This window comes from Hymenobacter jejuensis (assembly GCF_006337165.1).
GTDB lineage: Bacteria > Bacteroidota > Bacteroidia > Cytophagales > Hymenobacteraceae > Hymenobacter > Hymenobacter jejuensis.
Window position 1 is genome coordinate 1,068,845 of the sequence record NZ_CP040896.1, and the last position, 22,626, is coordinate 1,091,470.

General features: G+C 47.9%; 19 protein-coding genes and 1 tRNA gene. 5 read left to right on the plus strand and 15 right to left on the minus strand.

The window, feature by feature from the left end; genetic code table 11:
* Window positions 1-53: 53 nt before the first annotated feature.
* The 12 genes from FHG12_RS04185 to asnB form a co-directional block, all read right to left on the minus strand.
* Window positions 54-803 carry a glycosyltransferase family 2 protein gene (locus FHG12_RS04185; protein WP_139514533.1) on the minus strand — a complete coding sequence of 250 codons (750 nt, stop codon included), beginning with the start codon at window positions 801-803 and terminating at the stop codon, window positions 54-56.
* 97 nt (window positions 804-900) lie between these two features.
* Entirely contained in the window at window positions 901-1,896 is a 996-nt protein-coding gene (locus FHG12_RS04190) for a glycosyltransferase family 2 protein (protein WP_139514534.1), read from the minus strand.
* 79 nt (window positions 1,897-1,975) lie between these two features.
* Window positions 1,976-3,118, minus strand: coding sequence for a glycosyltransferase WbsX family protein (locus tag FHG12_RS04195; protein ID WP_230471284.1), 1,143 nt, complete (start codon window positions 3,116-3,118; stop codon window positions 1,976-1,978).
* Between the two features lie 17 nt (window positions 3,119-3,135).
* Window positions 3,136-3,873 (minus strand): glycosyltransferase family 2 protein, encoded by a 738-nt coding sequence (locus FHG12_RS04200; RefSeq protein WP_139514536.1) that lies wholly within the window; start codon window positions 3,871-3,873, stop codon window positions 3,136-3,138.
* Between the two features lie 142 nt (window positions 3,874-4,015).
* Window positions 4,016-4,906, minus strand: a complete 891-nt coding sequence (locus FHG12_RS04205) for a class I SAM-dependent methyltransferase (protein ID WP_139514537.1) — start codon at window positions 4,904-4,906, stop codon at window positions 4,016-4,018.
* Between the two features lie 10 nt (window positions 4,907-4,916).
* On the minus strand, window positions 4,917-6,170 hold the full coding sequence (locus FHG12_RS04210; protein ID WP_139514538.1) for an ABC transporter ATP-binding protein: 1,254 nt from the start codon (window positions 6,168-6,170) through the stop codon (window positions 4,917-4,919).
* A gap of 56 nt (window positions 6,171-6,226) precedes the next feature.
* Window positions 6,227-7,123 carry an ABC transporter permease gene (locus FHG12_RS04215; RefSeq protein ID WP_230471285.1) on the minus strand — a complete coding sequence of 299 codons (897 nt, stop codon included), beginning with the start codon at window positions 7,121-7,123 and terminating at the stop codon, window positions 6,227-6,229.
* 214 nt (window positions 7,124-7,337) lie between these two features.
* Window positions 7,338-8,444, minus strand: a complete 1,107-nt coding sequence (locus FHG12_RS04220; RefSeq protein ID WP_139514540.1) for a DegT/DnrJ/EryC1/StrS family aminotransferase — start codon at window positions 8,442-8,444, stop codon at window positions 7,338-7,340.
* Between the two features lie 67 nt (window positions 8,445-8,511).
* Complete coding sequence (locus FHG12_RS04225) at window positions 8,512-8,931, minus strand: sugar 3,4-ketoisomerase (protein ID WP_139514541.1); 420 nt, start codon at window positions 8,929-8,931, stop codon at window positions 8,512-8,514.
* 87 nt (window positions 8,932-9,018) lie between these two features.
* Complete coding sequence (locus FHG12_RS04230) at window positions 9,019-9,966, minus strand: UDP-glucuronic acid decarboxylase family protein (protein ID WP_139514542.1); 948 nt, start codon at window positions 9,964-9,966, stop codon at window positions 9,019-9,021.
* A 71-nt stretch (window positions 9,967-10,037) separates the two neighbouring features.
* The gene (locus FHG12_RS04235) at window positions 10,038-11,387 is read right to left on the minus strand and encodes a UDP-glucose dehydrogenase family protein (protein WP_139514543.1); all 1,350 of its coding nucleotides are present in this window, start codon (window positions 11,385-11,387) and stop codon (window positions 10,038-10,040) included.
* A 47-nt stretch (window positions 11,388-11,434) separates the two neighbouring features.
* Window positions 11,435-13,345 (minus strand): asparagine synthase (glutamine-hydrolyzing), encoded by a 1,911-nt coding sequence (gene asnB / locus FHG12_RS04240; protein ID WP_139514544.1) that lies wholly within the window; start codon window positions 13,343-13,345, stop codon window positions 11,435-11,437.
* A 122-nt stretch (window positions 13,346-13,467) separates the two neighbouring features.
* On the opposite strand from asnB, the gene FHG12_RS04245 reads away from it, so the two are divergent.
* Window positions 13,468-13,968 carry an acyl-CoA-binding protein gene (locus FHG12_RS04245; RefSeq protein ID WP_139514545.1) on the plus strand — a complete coding sequence of 167 codons (501 nt, stop codon included), beginning with the start codon at window positions 13,468-13,470 and terminating at the stop codon, window positions 13,966-13,968.
* A gap of 132 nt (window positions 13,969-14,100) precedes the next feature.
* On the opposite strand, the gene FHG12_RS04250 is transcribed toward FHG12_RS04245, so the two are convergent.
* Entirely contained in the window at window positions 14,101-15,480 is a 1,380-nt protein-coding gene (locus FHG12_RS04250) for an FAD-binding oxidoreductase (protein ID WP_230471286.1), read from the minus strand.
* 192 nt (window positions 15,481-15,672) lie between these two features.
* Between FHG12_RS04250 and FHG12_RS04255 the strand changes: the two genes are divergently transcribed.
* From FHG12_RS04255 to FHG12_RS04265, 3 genes are all read left to right on the plus strand, one after another.
* Complete coding sequence (locus tag FHG12_RS04255) at window positions 15,673-16,245, plus strand: C40 family peptidase (RefSeq protein ID WP_230471287.1); 573 nt, start codon at window positions 15,673-15,675, stop codon at window positions 16,243-16,245.
* Between the two features lie 147 nt (window positions 16,246-16,392).
* Window positions 16,393-19,740 (plus strand): TonB-dependent receptor, encoded by a 3,348-nt coding sequence (locus FHG12_RS04260; RefSeq protein ID WP_165699297.1) that lies wholly within the window; start codon window positions 16,393-16,395, stop codon window positions 19,738-19,740.
* Window positions 19,741-19,904: 164 nt separating this feature from the next.
* Window positions 19,905-19,978 (plus strand) — tRNA-Ala (locus FHG12_RS04265).
* A 110-nt stretch (window positions 19,979-20,088) separates the two neighbouring features.
* On the opposite strand, the gene cysK is transcribed toward FHG12_RS04265, so the two are convergent.
* Together cysK and FHG12_RS04275 are read right to left on the minus strand one after the other, a co-directional pair.
* Window positions 20,089-21,009: a cysteine synthase A gene (gene cysK / locus FHG12_RS04270; RefSeq protein WP_139514548.1), complete on the minus strand. Its 921-nt coding sequence runs from the start codon at window positions 21,007-21,009 to the stop codon at window positions 20,089-20,091.
* Between the two features lie 197 nt (window positions 21,010-21,206).
* Window positions 21,207-22,034 (minus strand): serine O-acetyltransferase, encoded by an 828-nt coding sequence (locus FHG12_RS04275; RefSeq protein ID WP_139514549.1) that lies wholly within the window; start codon window positions 22,032-22,034, stop codon window positions 21,207-21,209.
* A gap of 197 nt (window positions 22,035-22,231) precedes the next feature.
* On the opposite strand from FHG12_RS04275, the gene FHG12_RS04280 reads away from it, so the two are divergent.
* Complete coding sequence (locus FHG12_RS04280; RefSeq protein ID WP_139514550.1) at window positions 22,232-22,573, plus strand: cupin domain-containing protein; 342 nt, start codon at window positions 22,232-22,234, stop codon at window positions 22,571-22,573.
* Window positions 22,574-22,626: the final 53 nt, after the last annotated feature.

A 22,626-nucleotide genomic window follows, 5' to 3' on the forward strand; every position in this document is an offset into this window, starting at 1 on the left:
ATTTAATTTCCAGAACTTAATCAGTGATTTATTAAATTACCCAAGAATAATAATCAATAGTGTCTCAGCTTATCGATAAGAGACAGCACCCTAGCAACTCTGTTATGGAGAGGCCGATAAGGGTAAGCACTAAGGTATCTTTCAATAAAGGTGAAATAACGCTTCTCAAGCATAGCCTGATCGCGAAAAAAATTCACATCTTGTAGATTAGAGCTAAAACCAGCTTCGTTAAACAAAGCAATTACAAGTGGAACATATTTCTTTTTAATCCACTTAGCATTAAACCACCTCATATTAAACTCCCAATCTGCATACGTTTTATATCGCACGTCAAATAATCCCAATTTATCGAATACTACCCTTCTTACAAAAATCGCCTGATGGCATATATTCCTATTCATAAGTTTTAATGCCGTAAATCGCCCATCGTATTTAATAAGGCTTTTTGCAAAAATAACATTACCGTAAATAACATGGCTATTAGTGGCATTAGGCACATTAAATACATTGTTTAAAATGTCAGAATTATATAACCTATCGTCACACCCCATAAAATACAGAAATTCACCTTTGCTAAACTTCACGCCTTTATTCATGGCATCATAAATACCATCATCACTTTCCCGAATAAAAACGATAGGTAAATGCGGATACGTAGAAACTACAGCTGAAGTCGTATCAGTTGAACCTCCATCTACAATAATTATTTCATAATCATTGAAAGTTTGTTGAGCGATAGATTGTAAAGCCCCGTTTAACTCTGAACCCTGTTCAAATGATGGAATAATTATACTTAAGATCATGACTTAAAAGTTAGTATTCGATTTTATAGACTACCTTATTATCAAATACGATCACAATAGTTATAGTATTATTTTGAATCCACCTATTTAACAAGCTCTATCTATCCCGTCTTGTAATTTTCTTTATTATATCTACAACTCTATTAATCCTTGATGAAGTACTTCTTTTAATGCCGTATATCTCCATTATTGATTCCTTTAATGACATATCAAGATCTTTAATTAACAAAGATATAAGCTTAGGTATATCTTTACTATCTACCCCTTTGTAGTGATGCATAATTACATTACGAAGATTGATTCTAGCAGCGTCTCTGATCATTTCAAACTTCACTGTACGGGGTGTTGCCTTTAAATATTCAAAATGATTTATAACCCACTTAATAAATTGAAGATGGCCATAAAGCATCTTATTTTTATTCTTATAAGCTATCGAAGAGATATTCACACCACTTGATCGCCAATACAATTTTGCATTAGGAATTATATGTATCCCTTTACTCTTAGAAAACAAAATTGAGGTGGCCCAATCTGCCGCTTGCGCATAACGTGTAAAAACAAACCCGCCATTCTCATTATACACTTTTCTTGAGAAGATATGATCAGGCATTGAATTACCTCGCAAACCCAAAAGAAGATTGTAAGCCATTTCCTCCGAACTTTCTTCAGCAGGACCAATAGGAGTATCACCTATTACTTGTCCATCGCCATCTATTACGCAGGTATTAAAACGATAGACATCAGCAACACCCTTAGCATCTTCTCTAATAACAGAAAAAAAACTTTCTACTGCATTCAGATCAACGATATCATCATCTGAGAACAACCATAGCCATTCCTCATTTTTACTTAACTCGACGCATCTTTTCCATTGAAGAACTATATTCTCAGAGCCAATATTTTTTTCAAATCTAGTGTATTTTATATCCAGCTTGTCACTATAACGATCTACAGTTTTCTTTAAATCGAATGGACTGCAATCATCTCCTATGTATACAGTAAAATCTTTAACTGTTTGTGAAGCAAGCGATTCTAAAGACTTATCAAAATAAGCCTCCTTATAAGCAGGTATTACTATTGCAAGTTTTTTCATATACTTCTCGAGATTTCAAAAAATATCATATCGCTTTAAAAAATATTCTTATTGTTCATAAAAATATTAATACACATAATTATATATCTTGGCTTTTGCCATTATTTAAAGCATTGAGTGTAGCCTCAAGATATTGCCTACCCCATTTTTGACATGGCTCTAAATGATTCCCTTCTGCCCATTCGTTCCAAGCATTTATAAAAATAAAATTTTCTTCTTTAGAATATGGTTTAAATTTCTTCACAACATCTCTTAACCAATTCTCATACAGTTCAGGCGTAGAGCCTAAAAATATAGTAGCATCTTGCTTACGTCTAGCACTGTTATCCCAATCTGGTGTTACACCAGGAAATAATTTATATTTGCTTTGAGCTTTACTCATTGCATTCTGAATATATTTTTCATATTCATAAATATTATCTTTATAGTATGGAGGCTTGTATAAGCCTGTTTTATTAAAGAACCGATCCTTGTACTTACCAACATAGCGCATTGGTAAATGATGATAATCAGGATGGAATTCCATTGCTGCATCAAATCCGGTGGCCGTTAAGTCACCGTCGTGGCCCACCCTGTCAACCTGAATCAAGTATAGATCGCCAATGCCTAAGCGGTGAGCCTCATTACGCCATATATCAGTGGTCCTTTTGATATTTGGGAACAAGTCCATTCGATAAACAATGAACACTGGCTTGCCATCTACCCTAATATATCTAGGGTCAGCAAACATTGGGGCCAAGTACCGGATGTGGTTTAAATCATCGTCTTCACTATAAGTTTGCCGTAGCAAAACATCTAATTCCTGACCATCCCAGCGGCGAGACCAGTTTTCGTTAGCCCAGCACAGGCAAAAAGGAAAATCTGGCTGCCCAGACTTTAGTACCTCCTCAAATGGCCTTTCAAGAATGCGTCTACCGTTGAACCAATAATGGTAATACACAAAACCATGAATGCCATATTCACGGGCCATGCTCGCTTGTTGCTCACGTGTTTCGGCCAAACGTAAATCATAAAATCCAAGGTCAGCCGGAAGTTGGGGTTGGTAATGACCGGGAAAACGAGGCCTAGCTTTAGTTACGTTTGTCCACTCTGTAAATCCTTTCCCCCACCAAGCATCATTCTCAGGTATCGGGTGAAATTGCGGCAGATATATTGCCAAAGCCCGTAAACTTGAATCAGAAGCTGGCGCTTTATTTTCTAAATTCATTGTGAATCTTTTCAACAGAGTAGAACTCTTACTCAGATGTGATACTTTTCTGCGAGTAAAATCAAATAAGCAATAAGTTTGTTATTTCTCCTGTTGTACAAAAACCTTACGATATCAGGGAAAAAATTTTTCTGGATTGCATACAAATCTTCATTAAAAGCATCGTCACTATTATTAAAACTCGAACCATCATTATTATAATATGCAATTATCTCATTAATATATTTCATTTTTACCCATTTAGAGTTAAAACATTTTATATTAAATTCATAATCAGCCAGATATTTGTACCTAATATTAAATTTACCAATTCTATCAAAAACTAGCCGACGGGTAAAAATTGCTTGATGGCATATATTCCGCGAGATGAGTTTCATATTAGTAAACATTCCATCATATCGTTTACCATTTTTAGTAAAAATGACATCACCATAAATTATATGATTATCAAGATTTGATCTATCACAAAATATATCACTTAGAACATTTTCGCTTGCTAAAACATCATCACAACCCATAAAATAGAGAAACTCACCACGACTCAAAGAAATTCCTTTATTCATAGCATCGTAAATCCCATTATCAGGCTCTGAATAAAAGCGAATATTGCAATCTTTAAAGCTGCTTACTATTTCACTAGTTGCATCAGTCGATCCACCATCCATGACAAGCACCTCATAATCTTTAAATGTTTGTTGTTGAATGGAAGCCAATGCGTTCGCCAACAAAGCTGCCTGCTGAAATGAAGGTATGACTATACTTAAGACCATGTATTTCTGAGTTATTTTTTAATATATCAGCAAACAACAGCTAAAACGTTATTATCAAGATAAAATAATTGTAGTATTAAATAAAAGCCAACTTGATGTAAAAGCTTATACTTGCTTTGGCAATTATAAATAAAAACTTTTTTTATAGTTGCTTTTTTCTACCTACCAAAATTTGGTAACCAGTTCTAATTACTCCTAACTCATTTTCATCGTATTGTCCTACAAACTCCTCAATTTCTGGCAGCAGGCTTTCATTCATATTAGTTTCTTCAGTTATCATTCCAGTATTCTTATTAATTACATCTAAAGAAACAGGCTTATTGCTAAGCATAATTTTTAACTTTCTCAAAATCCTAGAAGATAGGGAATGATTAACAGCAGCAACCTCTTGCAACTCAATAGATGAACTTGAATTTAATGGCAAAGGATATAATTGGACATATATTTTTTCGATAATAAAATACTCACTAATTATTTTTTGAAATTCTTTGAAACCCCATTCCTGCACGTGATATGGATTTATAGGATTTTTATTAACAGCTACTGACGAAATGGGAGTTGATACCAAAAATAAACCATCAGATCTTAAACTATTATGAATATTTTTTACAAACGCTTTATAATCTTTTAAATGTTCAACTGTTTCAAAACTTACTGCTAAATCAAATTCTTCAAACGCTTGTAATTTTTCCGCGTCACCAAAATCAAATTTCACATTTTCAAGCTTATTTCGCCATCGAGCATATCTAATTGCATCATGCTGTATATCATAACCTTTTACACTATATGCACCCCCTTCTTTAGCAAGTACATAACTTCCTTTTCCAACACCGCAAGCAATATCAATTACTTTCTTTCCTTTGCTGTATATGCAAGATAATTTATATCTTTCTATGTGCGAATACTCCGTACTAGAGTGGAGAAAGCCTGGCACCCACCGTTCTGATTCATTTCTTAGTATTACTTCAGCTAGAGTCTTTAATTCAAACTTCAAGCAAAAGTTTTCTTCAATTACATCCTGCAAACTTTCCATTTTTATTTCCTTAAACCCATTTTTGTTCTACAAGAACGCTACCTTGACTTGAATCGGGAAGTGACGAATAATTTCTACCAGAGGGGAATATCTCGATTTGCAAACCATGATCGTAATAATCTAATTTAACATGATCATTACCAACATATATTTCTACATTATATATCCCAGGCTTAAGAATTAAATTATCAATCATGCATAGGATATTATTCTCACCTTGAAATAAATCATACGTTTTATTATAGAACCTGCTAAAAAGGGTAAACACTCGCAATCCATTCAAATCATTAATTCCAATACCTATAAAGACGTCTTTAATATCTTCGATCGCTTCAACCATAACCTCTATTCTGGCCGGCTCATTCATTCGAGGCGAATTACTTTTTTCGTCAGCACTAATAAATTTAAAGTCAGTTAACCAAGCTCTTTTTCCTTTGCTATATATCTCTATATTTCTTGAAAAATTACTCCCTTGTTCGTTAGAGTAAGATTTGACTATACTATCAATAGTATCGATTAAAACAGGAGTACCATTTTTAAGATAAATCCCAGTATCACATAATGACATTATCGCATGTAAATTGTGGCTCACAAATAAGACAGTTCTTCCATCATTTACGCTTACATCTTTCATACGACCTAAGCATTTCTTTTGGAACTCCGCATCTCCTACTGCAAGTACTTCATCAATAATCAGTATCTCAGGCTCCAAGAACGCGGCAACGGCAAATGCCAAGCGCACATACATGCCGCTACTATAGCGCTTAACCGGCGTATCGATGTAGCGCTCTACCCCAGAGAAATCGACTATTTCATCGAATTTGCTGCGGATTTCGGTCTTGCTCATTCCTAGGATGGCGCCATTCAAGAAGATGTTTTCACGCCCGGTCAGGTCAGGGTGAAAACCAGTTCCTACTTCCAACAGCGAAGCAATCCGGCCTTGAATCTTTATTTTGCCCGTGGTGGGCGCCGTGACCTTCGACAGGATTTTGAGCAGCGTGGACTTGCCAGCTCCGTTTCGGCCAATGATGCCCAAAACCTCACCCTTTTTCACTTCAAAGTTTACATCCTTCAAAGACCATACGAAATCACTGGTTCCCTTTGAAGTGCGGTCATTGGTTTCACCAACGACCGCAAACGGATCTTCCTTGCCACGTACTCTTGCCCACCAACGGTTCAAATCTTGTCCAAGAGTGCCTGTCCCCACCTCACCCAGCCGGTAGAGTTTACCCAAGTTTTCTACTTGTATCGCAATATCGCTCATTCGCTGTTTTCCAGATTAGCCGTGTATAAAAATGTAAGTGCTTATTAAGAAGGCATTTACACTGTATCCGTAAAGCTCTTTTCTACCTTATTGAAAATGATTGTTCCCACGAAGAGAATCACCAACGTTACTAGTAGACTATAACTTAAATATCCCCAGCTAAACGACCCCGAGCCTAGAAAAGCAAATCGAAATGTTTCGACGATAGATGTCATGGGATTGGCCAGAATAACCCACTTGTATTTCGGGGATAAGCTGGACAGTGGGTAGATGACAGGCGTCGCATACATCAACAACTGAATTCCGAAAGCCAATAGCATCGTCAAGTCGCGGTATTTGGTGGTGAGCGCACTGAAAATCATGCCCAACCCCAACCCCAGCAGCCCCATGATTATTAATAGTACTGGCGTAAGCAAAATCAACCCATTGGGATGAATAGCGCTGCCTTTTACTAAGTAATAAGCCCAAATGGCCAGAAATAAGCCAAACTGAATCAGGAAGCGAACGATGTTGGAAATAACAATGGATAAAGGCATTGTTAAGCGCGGAAAATACACCTTGCCAAAGATGTGCGCATTGTTTGTGAACACGCTCGATGTGTTACTCAGCGTCAGAGAAAAGTAATTCCAGATCGTAATACCCGCCATGTAAAACACGAGTTGAGGCAAGCCTTCGGTAGAAATCTTCGCGATGTTGCCGAAAATAATTACGTAGGTAAAGGTCGTGAGCAACGGCTGGATGAAAAACCAAATTGGGCCCAACACCGTCTGCTTGTAAGTCGACACAAAGTCGCGCTGCACAAACATCATTACCAGATCCCGATAACGCCAGACTTCACCCAAGCGGAGATCAAGCAGACTAGTGCGGGGTTGAATTACTTCGGTCCACTGGTCTGTATCCGATAGAGAAGAAGTATTCGGAACGATAGTTTTTACGGCTTGCGTGGTTTCCACGTAAAGTGTGTTTAGTGAATGCTCAGGATACGTTGCGAATAAAAAGCCTGCATCAAGCAAGACCTTTGTAAAGAGCTGCTACGGCTAAAAATGCAGTTGCCAATAAGTAGGCTAAGCTCAGCGGTAGCAAGCCAGCATGCTTGATATCCGGCGCAAAGATAACCAAAACGATTTTGTGACGATCACCGGTTCCCTCACTCCGCATAGAGCTACTCTAAGAGCCAGCGAATCTGCGTATTATCTCAGCAATGTACATTACTTCTTTCGGCTCCATGCCGGGCCACAGAGGCAGACTCAAGCACGTATGTGCCAGTTCCTCCGCGACGGGAAAACTGCGTTGCGCTATAGCTGTAGCAGCATATGCTTTTTGCCGATGTGGTGGAATAGGGTAATGTGTCAAGGTTTCTACACCATGTGCAGCTAAGTATTCCTGCAACGCATCGCGACGTGCTGTTCGAATCACATATAAATGATATACGTGCGTCGCGCAGGGACACGCAACTGGCAACACAATATCTTTTATATCAGATAGATACAAATCATACCAAGCGGCAATTTCTTGGCGTTTTTGCGTCCAAGTGGTCAAATAAGGAAGCTTTACCCGCAGCACAGCCGCTTGCAGCTCGTCGAGCCGGGAGTTATAGCCTATTATTTCATTCTGGTATTTCTGCGTCGAGCCGTAATTGCGCAGCATACGAAGCTGGTGCGCTAGTTTCGCATCATTGGTAGTGATAGCCCCAGCATCGCCAAGTGCTCCTAAATTTTTGGTAGGATAGAAACTCGTGGCGTTAAGATGCCCGAAGCTGCCGGTAAACCGCCCACTACATGCAGCTCCCTGCGCTTGAGCATTGTCCTCAATTACATACAAGCCATGACGGTGCGCCAAGGCCATGATCGCTTCCATGTCGCAGGCCTGGCCATATAGATGCACCGGCAGAATAGCTTTGGTGTACTTCGTAATTGCTTTTGCAACTGATTCAGGATCAATATTATACGTTTCTTTGTCTGGCTCGACCGGTACTACGGTAGCCCCTACCTGCGATACAGCCAGCCACGTAGCGATGTAGGTATTACTTGGCACGATTACTTCATCGCCGGGCCCAACCCCAAGGGCACGCAGCGATAAATGCAAGGCATCTAGGCCGTTGCCTACACCTACACAGTATTGCACCTGGTTGAAAGCCGCATACTCTGCCTCAAACCGTTGTACCTGCTGCCCCAGCACGTAATGCTGGGAGTCAAAAACGGTTTCCATCGCCGCCAGTGTTGCCGCGCGGATCTGGGCATTTTGTGCTTCGAAAGAAACAAACGGAATTTTCATTGCTCTGAAAAAAGGGCATCGCAGTTTCCTGAAAGCAGGCTACAGTGGCTACGGGCTGGCCGGGCAATTATGCCCAAATTCGCTTGAATTCTGAGTGCGAATAGATATAATCCTCAGCCTCAAAATCGGTGGAGGCGAGCACAAGCTGTACAGCATCACTGGAGTATTGCATGGTGTGCCAAGCATTGGGCGGAATGTATATTCCTACGTCAGGCCGCTCGAGTCGGAAAGTCATCAGTTCGCCATTGGCTAGCTCTGTCATCACTACAATACGGCCAGCCATAGCGACAAGTACCTGTTCGGTTTGGTGGTGCGCATGGCGGCCTCTGACGATGTGATCGGGAGTAGCATAGGTCCAGAAGGCCCGCTTGATAGCAAAAGGCACTTGGCTATTGCCTTGCCCTACAGTGATATAGCCTACTGCACCATCACCGATAGTTGGCAGCTCGATGAGGTGAGGTTTTGAGAAATCAGGGCGTTTGGCCATAAGGGCAGGAGTGGAAAATGAAGTTCCGACAAAACAGAAATCCCTGCCTGAACTTCATCAAGCAGGGATTCCCATTTAAGCAGACACTTATACCGTGACGTGCTCTTTGAAAAACTCCAGCGTCCGACGCAGTCCTTCGGCGCGGTCAACCTTCGGCTCCCAACCCAAAATCTCCTTGGCTTTGGTGATATCGGGACGGCGTTTCATCGGGTCGTTTTCGGGCAGCGGACGATAATCCGGCTTGAATTCTACTCCGGTGAGCTTCGCAATCTCTTCTCCAAATTCCTTAATGGTGATCTCTGACGGGTTGCCAATGTTGACGGGCAAATGGTAATCGCTCAGCAACAGACGGTAAATGCCTTCTACGAGGTCATCGACGTAGCAGAATGAACGCGTCTGAGAACCGTCACCGAATACGGTCAGGTTTTCGCCGCGCAATGCCTGCGACAGGAATGCTGGCAATACACGGCCGTCGTCGAGGCGCATGCGTGGGCCATAGGTATTGAAGATGCGGATGATGCGCGTCTCCAGCCCGTGGTGGTTGTGGTAAGCCATCGTGATGGCTTCTTGGAAGCGCTTGGCTTCGTCGTAGCAGCCGCGCGGGCCTACTGGGTTGACGTTGCCAAAATATTCTTCTACCTGCGGGTGAATTTCGGGATCTCCATAAACCTCTGATGTACTGGCAATTAGCACACGGGCATTTTTCACACGGGCCAAGCCCAGTAGATTATGCGTGCCCAACGAGCCTACCTTCAAGGTTTGGATCGGGATCTTCAGATAATCGATTGGCGAAGCCGGCGAAGCGAAATGCAGGATATAATCCAGCTTCCCCGGCACAAAAACGAACTTCGACACATCGTGGTGATGAAATTCAAAATCCTCTTTGCCAAACAAGTGCTCGATGTTGGCTAGGTTACCGGTAATTAAGTTATCCATCGCGATAACGTGGTAACCCTCGGCTAAAAACCGGTCGCAAAGGTGTGAGCCCAGAAACCCAGCCCCACCCGTGATGAGTATTCTTTTCTTTTCAGACATATTTTATTCGAAGCTAACGCCGGTTAGACCGCCATTACGTTTTGAGAAATTGTAGCCACCCGAAGGCAAAATTAAGCTTGCTGCGCTACTGGTTCTTTGTGGCTGGTGCGCACACCAATGCAATGATAAGTAAAGCCAGCTTCCTGCAACTCCTTGGCTTCGTAGATGTTGCGGCCGTCGAAGATGGCCTTCTGCTTCATCAGGCGAGCCACCACCTCGAAGTTGGGCGCGCGGAATTCGGGCCATTCGGTCACCACCAATAAGGCGTCGGCGTCAATGAGGGCTTCAAATTGATCCTTGGCATACGTGATGCGGTCACCCAGCGAATGTTTGGCTTCAGGCATGGCCACCGGGTCGTACGCCGACACAGTGCAGCCCTCTTCCAATAGCTTATCAATGATTACAATAGAAGGCGCTTCGCGCATGTCATCCGTCTTGGGCTTGAAGGAGAGGCCCCACACGGCGATTTTCTTGCCGCGCAGCTCGCCGCCGAAGTGGCGACTGACTTTGTCGAACAACACCGACTTTTGGGCTTCATTCACGCTTTCCACGGCCTGCAACACCTGCATTTGGTAGCCGTTTTCGGAAGCCGTTTTGATCAGCGCCTTCACGTCTTTCGGGAAGCAGGAGCCGCCGTAGCCGATGCCCGGGTAAATGAACTTGGTGCCGATGCGCGCGTCCGAGCCGATGCCCTGGCGCACCTTGTTGACGTCGGCGCCCATGATTTCGCACAGGTTGGCCACGTCGTTCATGAACGAGATCTTGGTGGCCAGCATGGCGTTGGCCGCGTACTTGGTCATCTCGGCCGAGGGGATGTCCATGAAGATGATGGGGTGGCCGTTGAGCAGGAAAGGCTTGTAAAGCTTGGTCATCACTTCTTCGGCCCGCTCCGAGGCCACGCCCACCACGATGCGGTCGGGCTTAAGGAAGTCGTCGATGGCGGCTCCTTCTTTCAAGAACTCTGGGTTAGAAGCCACGTCGAAGTCGATGTTCACACCGCGCTTTTCCAGCGCTTGCTCAATCTCTTTGCGAACTTTAGCAGCCGTACCTACAGGTACTGTGCTTTTGGTCACGATTACACCGTAGTTGCTCATGTGCTCACCGATGCCGCGGGCCACGGCCAGCACGTACTTCAGGTCGGCCGAGCCGTCTTCGCCCGGCGGCGTGCCCACGGCGATGAAGGCCACATCGCAATCCTGGATGCTCTCGGCGAGGTTGGTCGAAAAATGTAGACGATCTTTCTCCACATTTCGCGACACCATTTCCTCCAAGCCTGGCTCATAGATCGGCAGGATGCCGTTCTTGAGGTTTTCAATTTTCTTCTGGTCGATGTCAATACAAGTGACGTCGATGCCGACTTCGGCAAAACATGTACCTGTTACTAGGCCCACATAGCCAGTGCCTACAACTGCAATTTTCATAGTGTGCGTATTTGAGAAAAAATGGGGGTTATATTTTATTCAAAATACTAGATATTCATCATCCACTTCTTCCACCACCACTGAAATACTATGAGTGCCCAAATTCGAGCATGAATATCACCAGGATTTCGGGAAAAAAGCTGCGTTTTGAGCGCTCTAATGGCATCGACGCTGAATAAGCCTTGGGCTTCTATAAACTCATCGGAGAGCAGGTCATCGGTGATAAGCGGCCGCAACTCGTTACGGAACCACTTGAGCAGCGGCACCTCAAAGCCGTGTTTGGGGCGCTTGTAGAGCTCCTCGGGCAGCATGGGGCGAAAAGCATCCTGCACAATTCGCTTCTTCATCTTCGCATCGATCTTGCTTTCGACGGGCAGCGAAAAAGCAAAGTCCACCACTTTAGGGTCCAAGAAGGGCGGGCGAACTTCTAGCGAGTTGGCCATACTCATCAGATCGACCTTCGTGAGCATGTCGTAGGGCAGCACGAGGTTCATGTCGGTGAGCAGCACTTCATTCAGGTCGCCATCGGCATGCAGATTCTCCAGAATATCGCGGCGGCGCTTCTCGGCTAGTTTCTTACCGACTTTTCGGCGTGCCGCCGGACTCAGCAGATTACGCGAATCTTTTTCGCTCACGAACGAAGCCCAGTCCCAATAGCGGTCCTTAGGGCCGTTGAGCATGCCGCGCGAAAACCGCTGAAATTGACGTATCTTATTGCCAAAGAAGGAGTTACGCGATTTTGGTAATACATCCCATAGCAGGTTCAGGCCGGTAACTGCCTCGGCTTTGAAACCGCCCTGCCGCACCTGAAATTCGCCCATGTGCTTGTTGTAGCCGGCAAACATCTCGTCGGCGCCGTCGCCGGAGAGCGCAACGGTTACCTTTTCGCGGGTGCGCTTGCTGAGAATGTACACAGCCAGCGCCGAAGAATCGGCGAACGGTTCGTCGATGTAGTTGAGCACATCGAAAATATGGTCGTACAGATCCTGGTTGGTCAGTGAGAAGACCGTGTGGTTGGTCTTATACCGATCCGCGACCAGGTTGGCGTACTTGGTTTCGTCGAAGAACGGCTCGTCGCGGTACCCAATGCTGAACGTGTTCAGGTGGGGCGTATGGCGCGAGGCGAGCGCCACGATTACCGACGAGTCGATGCCCCCGCTCAGGAAGGCACCCAGCGGCACATCGGCCACCAAGCGGCGGGCCGTGGCATCGTCGAGCAGGTCGATCAGCTTCTTTTGCTGCTCTTCGTAGGTAAGCTTATTCTTCTGGACTTTTTTCGGATCGTATGGAATCTTGTACCAGCGCTTGCGCACTACCTTTTTGCCTTTTATAAAGAGGTAGTGGCCGGGCAACAGCTTTTTGACGCCTTTGAAAATAGTAGCCGGCCCCGGAATATAATTAAGCTGCAAATACTGGCTCAGCGACACGTAATCGAGCTTGCGCGGTATGCCCAAGGCCAGCAACGATTTCATTTCGGAGGCAAACAGCAGCTGGTTTTCGTCGCGGTAGACGAGCAGCGGCTTCTCCCCCATTCGGTCGCGGGCAATGAACAGCGAATCTTCCTCTTTGTCGTAAATGGCAAAGCCGAAAAAGCCGTTCAGCTTCTTGATAAAGCTACGGCCTTCGCTAATGTACAGTTGCAGAATTACTTCCGTATCTGTTTGAGAATGAAAGTGATGCCCTTTCTTGATCAGCTTCTGCCGCAATTCACGGAAGTTGAAGATCTCGCCGTTGAACACGATTGTATAACGCCCCGACTCGTCGGTCATGGGCTGGTTGCCGTCGGCAGTAAGGTCAAGGATCGCTAGGCGGCGAAAGCCCAATCCGCAACGATCGTACACGAAATGCCCTTGTGAATCAGGGCCTCGGCTCACGATAGCATCCGTGGATGCATGCAAAGAGGCCAGCGTATTGCGGCCTGCGTCCGTAAAGGCAAAAACTCCGGTTATTCCACACATAATTAGCAGGCAAAAGTACGAACAATCGGGACTTGCGTTCCGAAAAGTGTCGCACGGCGTCGCAACCAAAGCCGTGCCAGCCTAGTACACCTTTCTAGTATTCACCCCTGAGAAACTCAGATATGAACCTCCAGCAGCAAATGGACCTGCAGCAGCAGTTTGAAGCCGCCGTCACGCGCGTTGATAATCTTCCCGGTGACCAAGCCGCGCCGCACATGACCGAACTCTACGGCCTTTACAAGCAAGCCACTGAAGGCGACCACGATACCAAAGGCGAAGTAGTAGGCGACGATTCGCCCGACAACCCCAGCGGCGCCCCCGGCATGTCGCAGGCGCAATGGGACTCGTGGAGCAAGTTTAAGGGCCTGAGCGAGGACGATGCTAAGCGTCAGTACATCCAAAAGGTAGATCAGCTGGCTGGGCCCATCGGGGAGCAGGCTTCTATCATCACCGGCAGCGGCCAGCCTGCAACGGCTTCACAAGTTGCGCCCGAAAATACGACCACTTCTCAGCAGCCTGGCAGTTCTCCCGGCGTTTCCGAGGGCGGCTTGCGCGGCGATATTACAGCTGGCGCCCCGTACGGCGGCGAAGACAAGCTGAAAGGCGAACAAGAGGGTTTGTAGACGGGTGGCTGTGAGTTGATCTCACTACAGTTTACCCAGTCTTTCGACTAGCAAAAAGGCCCGCTGTTGATGCAGCGGGCCTTTTTTTAACTAATTAATTATCAATCATTTATACAACAACGCATTTTGAGGCTAAAAAATCTTTCCTGGGTTCATGATGCCTTTCGGGTCGAATACCTTTTTGATGCCGCGCATCAGGTTGAGCTGCACTTCGCCTAGGGCAATGCCGATGTAAGGCCGCTGCACTAGTCCAATGCCGTGTTCGCCGCTGATGGTGCCGCCTAGGCTTACGCACAAGCGAAACAACTCACTAATAGGCTCTTGCAACCCGTGATGCCACATCTCGTCGGGCAAATCGCCGCGGATGATGTTGATGTGCAGGTTGCCATCGCCGGCGTGGCCGTAGCAAACGCTTTGGAAGCCATAGCGGCGCCCTATTTCTTTCACGCCTTTGAGCAAAGTAGGCAGCTCGGCACGGGGCACGACCGTGTCTTCCTCCTTATATACAGAGTTGTAGCGCACGGAATTGCCGATGTTGCGGCGGATTTTCCAGAGTTCGTCTTTCTGCGCGGCCGTATCGGCCAGCAGGATTTCGCCGATATCGTATTTCTCCAGCACGCCGTACACGTGTTCGGCCTCCTTATATAGCTGATCTAGTTCCTGACCATCCAACTCGATGAGGAGGTGAGCCCGAATGTCTTCGGGCAGGTCGATGGCGATGTTGAGGTAGCGCGCCGACCATTCGATGGCTTCTCGCTCCATGAATTCCATGCCCGAAGGCACGATGCCCGTGCGAAAAATCTCAGAAACGGCCGTCGCAGCTTGTTCCTCGTCGCGGAATGGCACCAGCAACACAATGTTCTGCTGCGGGTACGGAATCAGCCGGAAGACGATGCAAGTGATAATACCTAAGGTGCCCTCTGAGCCAATCATCAGTTGGGTCAGGTTGTAGCCGGTGGCATTTTTGAGCACGTTAGCCCCCGTCCAGATGATATCGCCAGTAGGCAATACTACTTGCACGTTCAGCACGTAATCCTTTGTCACACCGTACTTTACGGCTTTTGGACCACCGCTGCTCTCGCTCAGGTTACCACCCAAGAAACAGCTGCCTTTGCTGGCCGGATCGGGTGGGTAGAAAAGGCCTTTTTCTTGCACAGCCTCCTGAAATACCTGGTTGACTACACCCGGCTCGACCGTGGCCTGCAGGTTGCGCTCGTCAATCTGGATGATCTTGTTGAGGCGTTCTGTGGATATTACCACGCCGTTGTGCACGGGCAAGGCCCCGCCACTTAGGCCGGTGCCGGCTCCGCGCGGCGTGACCGGAATGTTGTTTTCGTAGCACAACCGTACAATCTGGCTGATCTCTTCGGCGTTAGCGGGACGAACCACCACGTCGGGAGCAAAATGCAAGTCTTCCGTATGATCGCGGCCGTAACCGGCATATACGTCAGCCTCAGCATGTTGAGACGTAAGTACGTGCTGGGGTCCTACAATCTGTTCGAAAGCAGTCACCAGCTCAGGAGTTAAGACTTGAAAATCCATAGCGAAGGAAAGAAGGGAGGTCAAATGGCCTATTCACGTATCTTTGTCGCGATGCGGGAACACATTACGAAGGTACAGCATTCGGCGCAGTGGCGTTGCTTTGTATCAACGCTGTTATTGGTAGCGTTGGTTTGGCTGGCCAGCTGCAGTAGCTCGAAGAAAGTGAATTACCGAGGCGGGCGCTACTATTCGGCCCGCGAAATGGCGCGCATGAAAGCCGAAGAGCGCCGGCGCCGGGCCGGGCTACCGGTGGCAAAATCCAAAGCCAAATACGGTTCGGGAGCCCGTAAAAGCAAGATGGTGGTTAAAAGCCCGGTGGGCAGCCGTGCCCGGTCGGGCAACGTCAGCGAAGATCTCGCCACAGTAATTGAAGCGGCCCGTTCCTACCAAGGCACTCCTTATAAGTACGGCGGCACGACGCGCTTGGGCATGGACTGCTCGGGGCTATTGTGTGCCTCATTCGCAGTGATCGACGTTCAAATTCCACGGTCTTCCAATGAGCAGGCAGCTTGGGGGGAGCCCGTCAAACCCCAGAATCTACAACCCGGCGATTTGATTTTTTTTGGGGCTTCTCCCGGCAGCGGCACCATTACGCACGTGGGATTAGTCACGGAAGCATCCCCGGAAGGAATTCAGTTCATTCACTCTTCTAGCAGCTTAGGCGTGGTGGAGAATAGCCTAGAGAGCGATTACTACCTAAGTAGGTTTATTAAGGCCGTTCGGCCTAGATTATGAATTTCCCCTCCTTACATTTGTAGTCGCAAGGTGCGGATGCCCAGGGGTAATCGTAATAATTACTTAATACGAATGCCCCTAGCGGTCGTTAGTTTTGCAGCGTTTTTTTCGTTTGAGCACCCCCTTTTTTCACCAATTTCCTCATTTATGAAACAGTTACGTTTACGCAACTTGCTTTTGCTGTTGCTGACTGTGTTGTCAGTACAGCAAGGTTGGGCGCAGGGAACCACCACCTCCACGATGAACGGTGTGATCACCGATCAGTCGGGAGCTGGGTTGCCTGGGGCCACCGTCATTGCCATACACACCCCTACCAACACGCAGTACGTAGCGCCAACCAACTCGGAGGGTCGTTATAACATTCAAAACATGCGCGTAGGCGGGCCTTATACGGTACGCGTTACGTTTATTGGTTATCAAGATGTTACTCGCGAAAACATCTTCCTGACGTTGGGCCAGAATCAACGTTTGGACATTAACCTAAGCGAAACAACTACGCAATTGGGTGGTGTAGTCGTAACTGCTTCTGATCCAAGCTCGGTGCTCAACGCCGAACGTTCGGGTTCTACCACGAATATCAGCACGCAAGAAATTCAGCGCCTGCCTACTATCACGCGTAACCTGAACGACTTCCTGCGTCTGACGCCTCAGTCTTCTTCTACTTCGCCAGGCGCTGTAGGTGGTGGCAACTACCGTCAAAACAACATTACTGTTGACGGTTCTGACTTCAACAACAACTTCGGTATCGGCACCAACCTTCCTGCTGGCGGCAACCCAATTTCACTGGACGCTATTCAGGAAATCACTGTTAACGTAACGCCTTTCGATATCCGCCAGTCGGGCTTCATTGGTAGCGCCGTTAACGCCATTACCCGCTCGGGCACCAACGATTTCTCTGGTTCGGTTTACACTTACTGGCGTAACCAAAACCAACAGGGCAACAAAGTTGGTGATCAGACTTTCGTAAAGCAGAAGCTGGACGATAAGCAATACGGCTTCCGTTTGGGTGGCCCGATCATCAAGGATAAGGTGTTCTTTTTCATAAACGCTGAAAAAAGAGATGCGACTAGCCCAGGTCAGCAAAATATTGCCTCAAATGGCAGCAACAGCGGTTCTAACGTTGTCCGTCCTACAGAGACCCGCCTAAACGAAATCAGTGACTACCTGAGTTCTAAGTACGGCTACGAGACAGGCCCTTACCAAAATTATTCCTTTGTAAGCAATCGGACGAATATTTTGGGCCGCTTGGACTGGAACATCAATAGCAACAACCATTTCACCGTTCGCTATAGCCAAGTAGAAAGCAAAGCGCCTAGCTTCGTTAGTACTTCTAGAAGCCCACTCGGCAGCTTCCCCAACACCCGCACCAGTAACTTCGCGTTGCCCTTCAGCAACTCTAACTACTTCCAAGAGCAGAACCTGTACTCGTTTGCAGCAGAATTGAACTCTACCGTTAATGGCAAGTTTTACAACACCCTGCGCGGCACGTACACCAACCAAAACGACCCACGCAGCTCTAATAGCTCGGTGTTTCCTTTCGTAGACATTCTGGATGGCAACACTACCGCTACTGCTTACGGTAACCCCTACACCTCTTTTGGTTATGAGCCATTTACTTATGGCAACTTAAGACAGGTACAAACTTATTCGGTAGTAGACTTCGTCAACTTCACGGCCGGCAGAAATAACTTCACAGTAGGTGGTCAATTTGACCTGCAAAACACCAAAAACGGTTTCCAACGTTTTGCCACCAGCTACTATACCTTCAATACGTTTGAAGACTTCAAAAACGGAGCTAACCCCGTTGATTTCGCCCTCACGTATTCCTTGCTGCCTAATTACCAGCAAGCCTATCCCCGCTTCAAGTTTGCTCAGTACTCGGTATATGGCCAAGACGAGATCAACGTAACCGACAAGCTCCGTGTAACGGCTGGTCTGCGACTTGAGCTTAACTCTTACCTGAACGTAAAAGAGATCCAGACGCACCCGCTTGTAGCAGCGCTCACTTTCGTCGACAACAAGAAAATCGACACGGGTGTACTGCCTAAGAACCGCATTCTGTGGTCGCCTAGAATTGGCTTCAACTATGATGTGAAGGGTGACCGCTCGCTGCAAATACGCGGTGGCTCAGGCATCTTTGCTGGCAAGGTTCCAACCGTATGGATCGTATCGCAATCGGGTGACGCAGGCTTGCTCCAAGTAACCCAGACTTGGTCTACGCTGAATGGCGGCAAGTTGCCTTATGCAAACATGCCTTTCAACCCAGATCCAAACGCTTACCGTCCTGAAACGCAGCCGACGCCTGGTGCAGTAATCCCAAGCACTATCAGCGCTACTGATCCTAACTTCCGTAACCCACAGGCTTGGAAAAGCAGCATCGCTGTTGATGCCAAACTGCCTTGGGGCTTGGTTGGTACCTTGGAAGGTATCTACAACAAAGATTTGACCATCGCACTGGGCAAAAACTACAACTTGGTTGCTCCACAATCCCTGAACGTAGCAGGCTACCCAGATAACCGCCAGATCTATCCGGCTACCAACGCTACCAAATTCATCAACCCGCTGACGCCAACAGGTTTGCCCGGTGGCACAGGCAGTACCGCTACTGCTTTCAACCCAATCGTGTTGAGCAACGCCCACAAAGGCTACTACTGGTCAGCTTCTGCAAAGGTTGACAAGCGCTTCAACAGCGGCCTGACGGCTTCGGTGGCTTATGTAAGAAGCCAGGCGAAAGTTCTTTTTGATGGCAGCGGTGACCAGCTCATCAACACTTGGTCGCTTACTCCTATCGTAAACGACGCCAACAATCCGAACCTGAGCTACGCCAACTATGTAGTGCCCAATCGCATTGTGGCTTCGCTTTCTTACCGCAAGGAGTACTTCAAACACTTGGCCACGCAGCTTTCGATGTTCTACGAAGGCTCGATCCAAGGCCGCTTCTCTTACGGTTACGGTGGCGACTTAAACCGTGATGGCCAGACCAACGACCTGATCTATGTGCCAAAAGATGCTTCGGAAATCACGTTCACGAACTTCAACTACGGAACTACTGCCGCACCAAACGTGTACACGGCAGCTGAGCAAAGCGATTTGTTCTTCCAGTATATCAACCAAGACAAATACCTGAAGACGCGTCGTGGCCAGTATGCTGAGCGCAACGGTGCCAGCACGCCATGGCGCAACCAAGTTGACATCAAGTTCGCCCAGGACTTGTTTGTAGACATTGCTAACAAGCGCAACGTGCTACAATTCACTGTCGACATCTTCAACTTTGGCAACTTCCTGAACAAGGATTGGGGCTTGGTGCAGTCGATCAACAACTCTTCGATCTTGGTACCCACCAACCAGGCGAGCTTGGTTCCCGGTGGCACGGTTAAGCCAACGTTCCGTCTGGCTACCGACCGTGGCCAGCCAATCACGTCGACGTTCCGTTACAACAACGCACTCGCCTCAACTTACTACATGCAGTTCGGCTTGCGCTATACCTTCAACTAAGTCAATGGCTTAGCTTTCTCAGAAGCGGGCGGAGAACTTTCTCCGCCCGCTTTTTTTGTGGCCTAGCGCATTAATTTTTAGAGAAACCTGCGTCATCGGTTTGCAGATCCGGATTTCAACCTTACTTTTGTCCCACCAAATGCAACAGGCAATTGGCTTTACAAGGGGGATTAGCTCAGCTGGCTAGAGCGCTTGCATGGCATGCAAGAGGTCATCGGTTCGACTCCGATATTCTCCACTCCTACAAAACCCAGCCCTTCGGCTGGGTTTTGTTTTTACCAGTACATACAAAAAAGGCGTTCCGATATCTCGGAACGCCTTTTTTGTATGTACTTTATTATCAATTGCTTATGCAAACAACCCCTCTACCGATAGGTAACGCTCGCCAGTGTCGTAGCAAAAGGTAAGTACGCGGCTGCCCTGGGGCATTTCGGGTAGTTTTTGGGCGATAGCGGCCAAGGAAGCGCCGGACGAGATACCTACAAATAGGCCTTCCTCACGCGCGGCGCGGCGAGCCATGTCGTAAGCAGCCTGTTGGCTTATCTGGATTACACCATCCAGGATTTCGCGGTGCAAATTATCGGGTACAAAACCGGCGCCAATACCTTGCAAAGGGTGCGGCCCCGGAGCCCCACCGCTGATAACCGGCGAAAGCTCCGGCTCTACGGCAAAGGTCTTCATATTGGGAAAATGCGGCTTGAGCACCTCGGTCACGGCGGTGATGTGGCCGCCCGTGCCAACGCCCGTAATGTGAAAATCGAAGCCTTCGGGAGCATCACGCAGGATTTCCTGGGCAGTGGTTTCGGCGTGCACTTTGAGGTTGGCGGGGTTCGAAAACTGCATTGGCATCCAGGTGCCGGGCGTATCGCGCACAATCTCCTGGGCTTTTTCGATGGCGCCTTTCGTGCCTTTTTCGCGCGGAGTTAGCTCAAGCTGGGCACCGTAGGCGGCCATAAGCCGGCGGCGCTCAATTGACATCGATTCGGGCATTACCACAATCAGCTTATAGCCCTTCACAGCGGCCACCATGGCTAGCCCCACTCCAGTATTGCCCGAAGTAGGTTCCACGATCACCGTATCCTTGGTCAGTAAGCCGTCTTTCTCGGCTTGCTCAATCATGGACAGTGCGATGCGGTCCTTGATGCTGCCGCCGGGGTTGGCGCGTTCGGTTTTTACCCACACTTCCACGTCCGGACGGTCGGCAAAAATACGGTTGAGGCGGATTAAAGGCGTATTGCCAATGGTTTCGAGAATATTATTCGCTTTCATTTCAATTAATTATCAGCAGTTTAAGTAGTTACAGAATGCTATGTAGCTGTGGCGCCAAAACAAAAGAAGTGGCCGACCGACAACAACCATAGAATAACAAAGCCGCGTAGCGCAGATGAAGTAATCTGCGGCCGCTCGACGCCGGTTCGCGACTTAAAAAGCATGCCCCCCGGTTGCTGTCTCTCACCCTCGTAGGCTTAGATGGAAAAGGTGATGTCGGCAGTAGGGTCTTCCGAGCGGGTTACGTGAATCTGGGCGCGGTGATACACCCGCGAATGCGACGGCACACTTTCCGTTAACCACACGTTGCCCCCGATGATGCTGTGGCTGCCTACGACCGTGCTGCCGCCCAAAATGGTAGCGCCAGCGTACACCACGACATGGTCTTCGATGGTGGGATGCCGCTTGATGTTCGCCAAATGCTTGGCTACGCTCAGCGCGCCGAGGGTCACACCCTGGAAAATCTGGACGTAGGCACCGATGATAGCCGTTTCGCCAATCACAATGCCGGTGCCGTGATCGATGCAAAAGGAAGGGCCAATGCGAGCCCCAGGATGAATATCAATGCCCGTACGAGCGTGCGCATATTCGCTCAGCAACCGCGGCACGCGCGGAACCCCCAGCTGATGCAGGGCGTGCGCAAAGCGGTGCATGGAAATAGCGTAAAATCCAGGATATGAGGCAATTACTTCTTCCAAGCCTTGCGCTGCCGGATCGGCATCCACGATTGCCCGGGCATCTTGTAGCAGCAATACCCGGATCGCGGGCAAGCGATCGATAAACGTGGAAGCAACCGCCGCGGCGGGCTGGGTGAGCGTTACGTTACTCAGCAGATGCGCCAAGTCGGTTTGAAGCTCTTGCAAGTGCGCCGCAACAGCATCGGCATTGGGCAACGGGCGCTCGGCGCGCTCCGGGAAAAGGAGTTGCAGTAGGCGCTCGGCGAACGCACAAAAAGCCGGCCCCGGCAGCGATGCCGGCGTGTGCTGATGCGCAAGAGCCAAAGACTGTACGAAGGAAGTGTTCATGAACAGTGAACGGACGGGCGCCAAAGCTGACGAGTTGCAGTACCCGGTTCCGGCTTATGAGGTCAAGATAGTGAGACAGCAACGCTTCATAACCACAGGTCGTGCCGAAGGTTTGTCGGCGCGGCGCCGGACAACCCCTCCCCTTCTGCTTGCGTTAGGACTAACGTATTCTTTACCTAGCCTTTAAGCACACAACCATGGCAGACACGACCATCACCAAAATTGACTCCCGCCACTCTCCCAAAGGCCCCGAGGGCGAAAAATACTTGGCTTCCGGCATTCACGTTTCGATGCGCATGTGGGAAAACGAACAGCCTTCCGACGCCAAAGAGCCTGCCAGCCGCCCCTATGAAACCGTGGGCTACGTCATCAGCGGCCGGGCCGAGCTGCACTCGGAAGGACAGACCGTAATTCTCGAGCCGGGTAATTCGTGGGTAGTGCCCAAGGGAGCCTCCCACACGTACAAAATTTTGGAGGCTTTTACCGCCGTTGAAGCTACTACGCCGCCTGCTCAAGTACACGGCCGCGAAGACAAATAGAGATGCCCTTCACTTCTTCATTATGCATGAGGCCCGTCTGGTTACCAGACGGG

Bases quoted from the DNA above. Each gene is read 5' to 3' on its own strand.
- FHG12_RS04185 (WP_139514533.1), bottom strand. From the start codon at position 803: ATGATCTTAAGTATAATTATTCCATCATTTGAACAGGGTTCAGAGTTA.
- FHG12_RS04190 (WP_139514534.1), bottom strand. From the start codon at position 1,896: ATGAAAAAACTTGCAATAGTAATACCTGCTTATAAGGAGGCTTATTTT.
- FHG12_RS04200 (WP_139514536.1), bottom strand. From the start codon at position 3,873: ATGGTCTTAAGTATAGTCATACCTTCATTTCAGCAGGCAGCTTTGTTG.
- FHG12_RS04205 (WP_139514537.1), bottom strand. From the start codon at position 4,906: ATGGAAAGTTTGCAGGATGTAATTGAAGAAAACTTTTGCTTGAAGTTT.
- FHG12_RS04210 (WP_139514538.1), bottom strand. From the start codon at position 6,170: ATGAGCGATATTGCGATACAAGTAGAAAACTTGGGTAAACTCTACCGG.
- FHG12_RS04220 (WP_139514540.1), bottom strand. From the start codon at position 8,444: ATGAAAATTCCGTTTGTTTCTTTCGAAGCACAAAATGCCCAGATCCGC.
- FHG12_RS04225 (WP_139514541.1), bottom strand. From the start codon at position 8,931: ATGGCCAAACGCCCTGATTTCTCAAAACCTCACCTCATCGAGCTGCCA.
- FHG12_RS04230 (WP_139514542.1), bottom strand. From the start codon at position 9,966: ATGTCTGAAAAGAAAAGAATACTCATCACGGGTGGGGCTGGGTTTCTG.
- FHG12_RS04235 (WP_139514543.1), bottom strand. From the start codon at position 11,387: ATGAAAATTGCAGTTGTAGGCACTGGCTATGTGGGCCTAGTAACAGGT.
- asnB (WP_139514544.1), bottom strand. From the start codon at position 13,345: ATGTGTGGAATAACCGGAGTTTTTGCCTTTACGGACGCAGGCCGCAAT.
- FHG12_RS04245 (WP_139514545.1), top strand. From the start codon at position 13,468: ATGAACCTCCAGCAGCAAATGGACCTGCAGCAGCAGTTTGAAGCCGCC.
- FHG12_RS04260 (WP_165699297.1), top strand. From the start codon at position 16,393: ATGAAACAGTTACGTTTACGCAACTTGCTTTTGCTGTTGCTGACTGTG.
- cysK (WP_139514548.1), bottom strand. From the start codon at position 21,009: ATGAAAGCGAATAATATTCTCGAAACCATTGGCAATACGCCTTTAATC.
- FHG12_RS04275 (WP_139514549.1), bottom strand. From the start codon at position 22,034: ATGAACACTTCCTTCGTACAGTCTTTGGCTCTTGCGCATCAGCACACG.
- FHG12_RS04280 (WP_139514550.1), top strand. From the start codon at position 22,232: ATGGCAGACACGACCATCACCAAAATTGACTCCCGCCACTCTCCCAAA.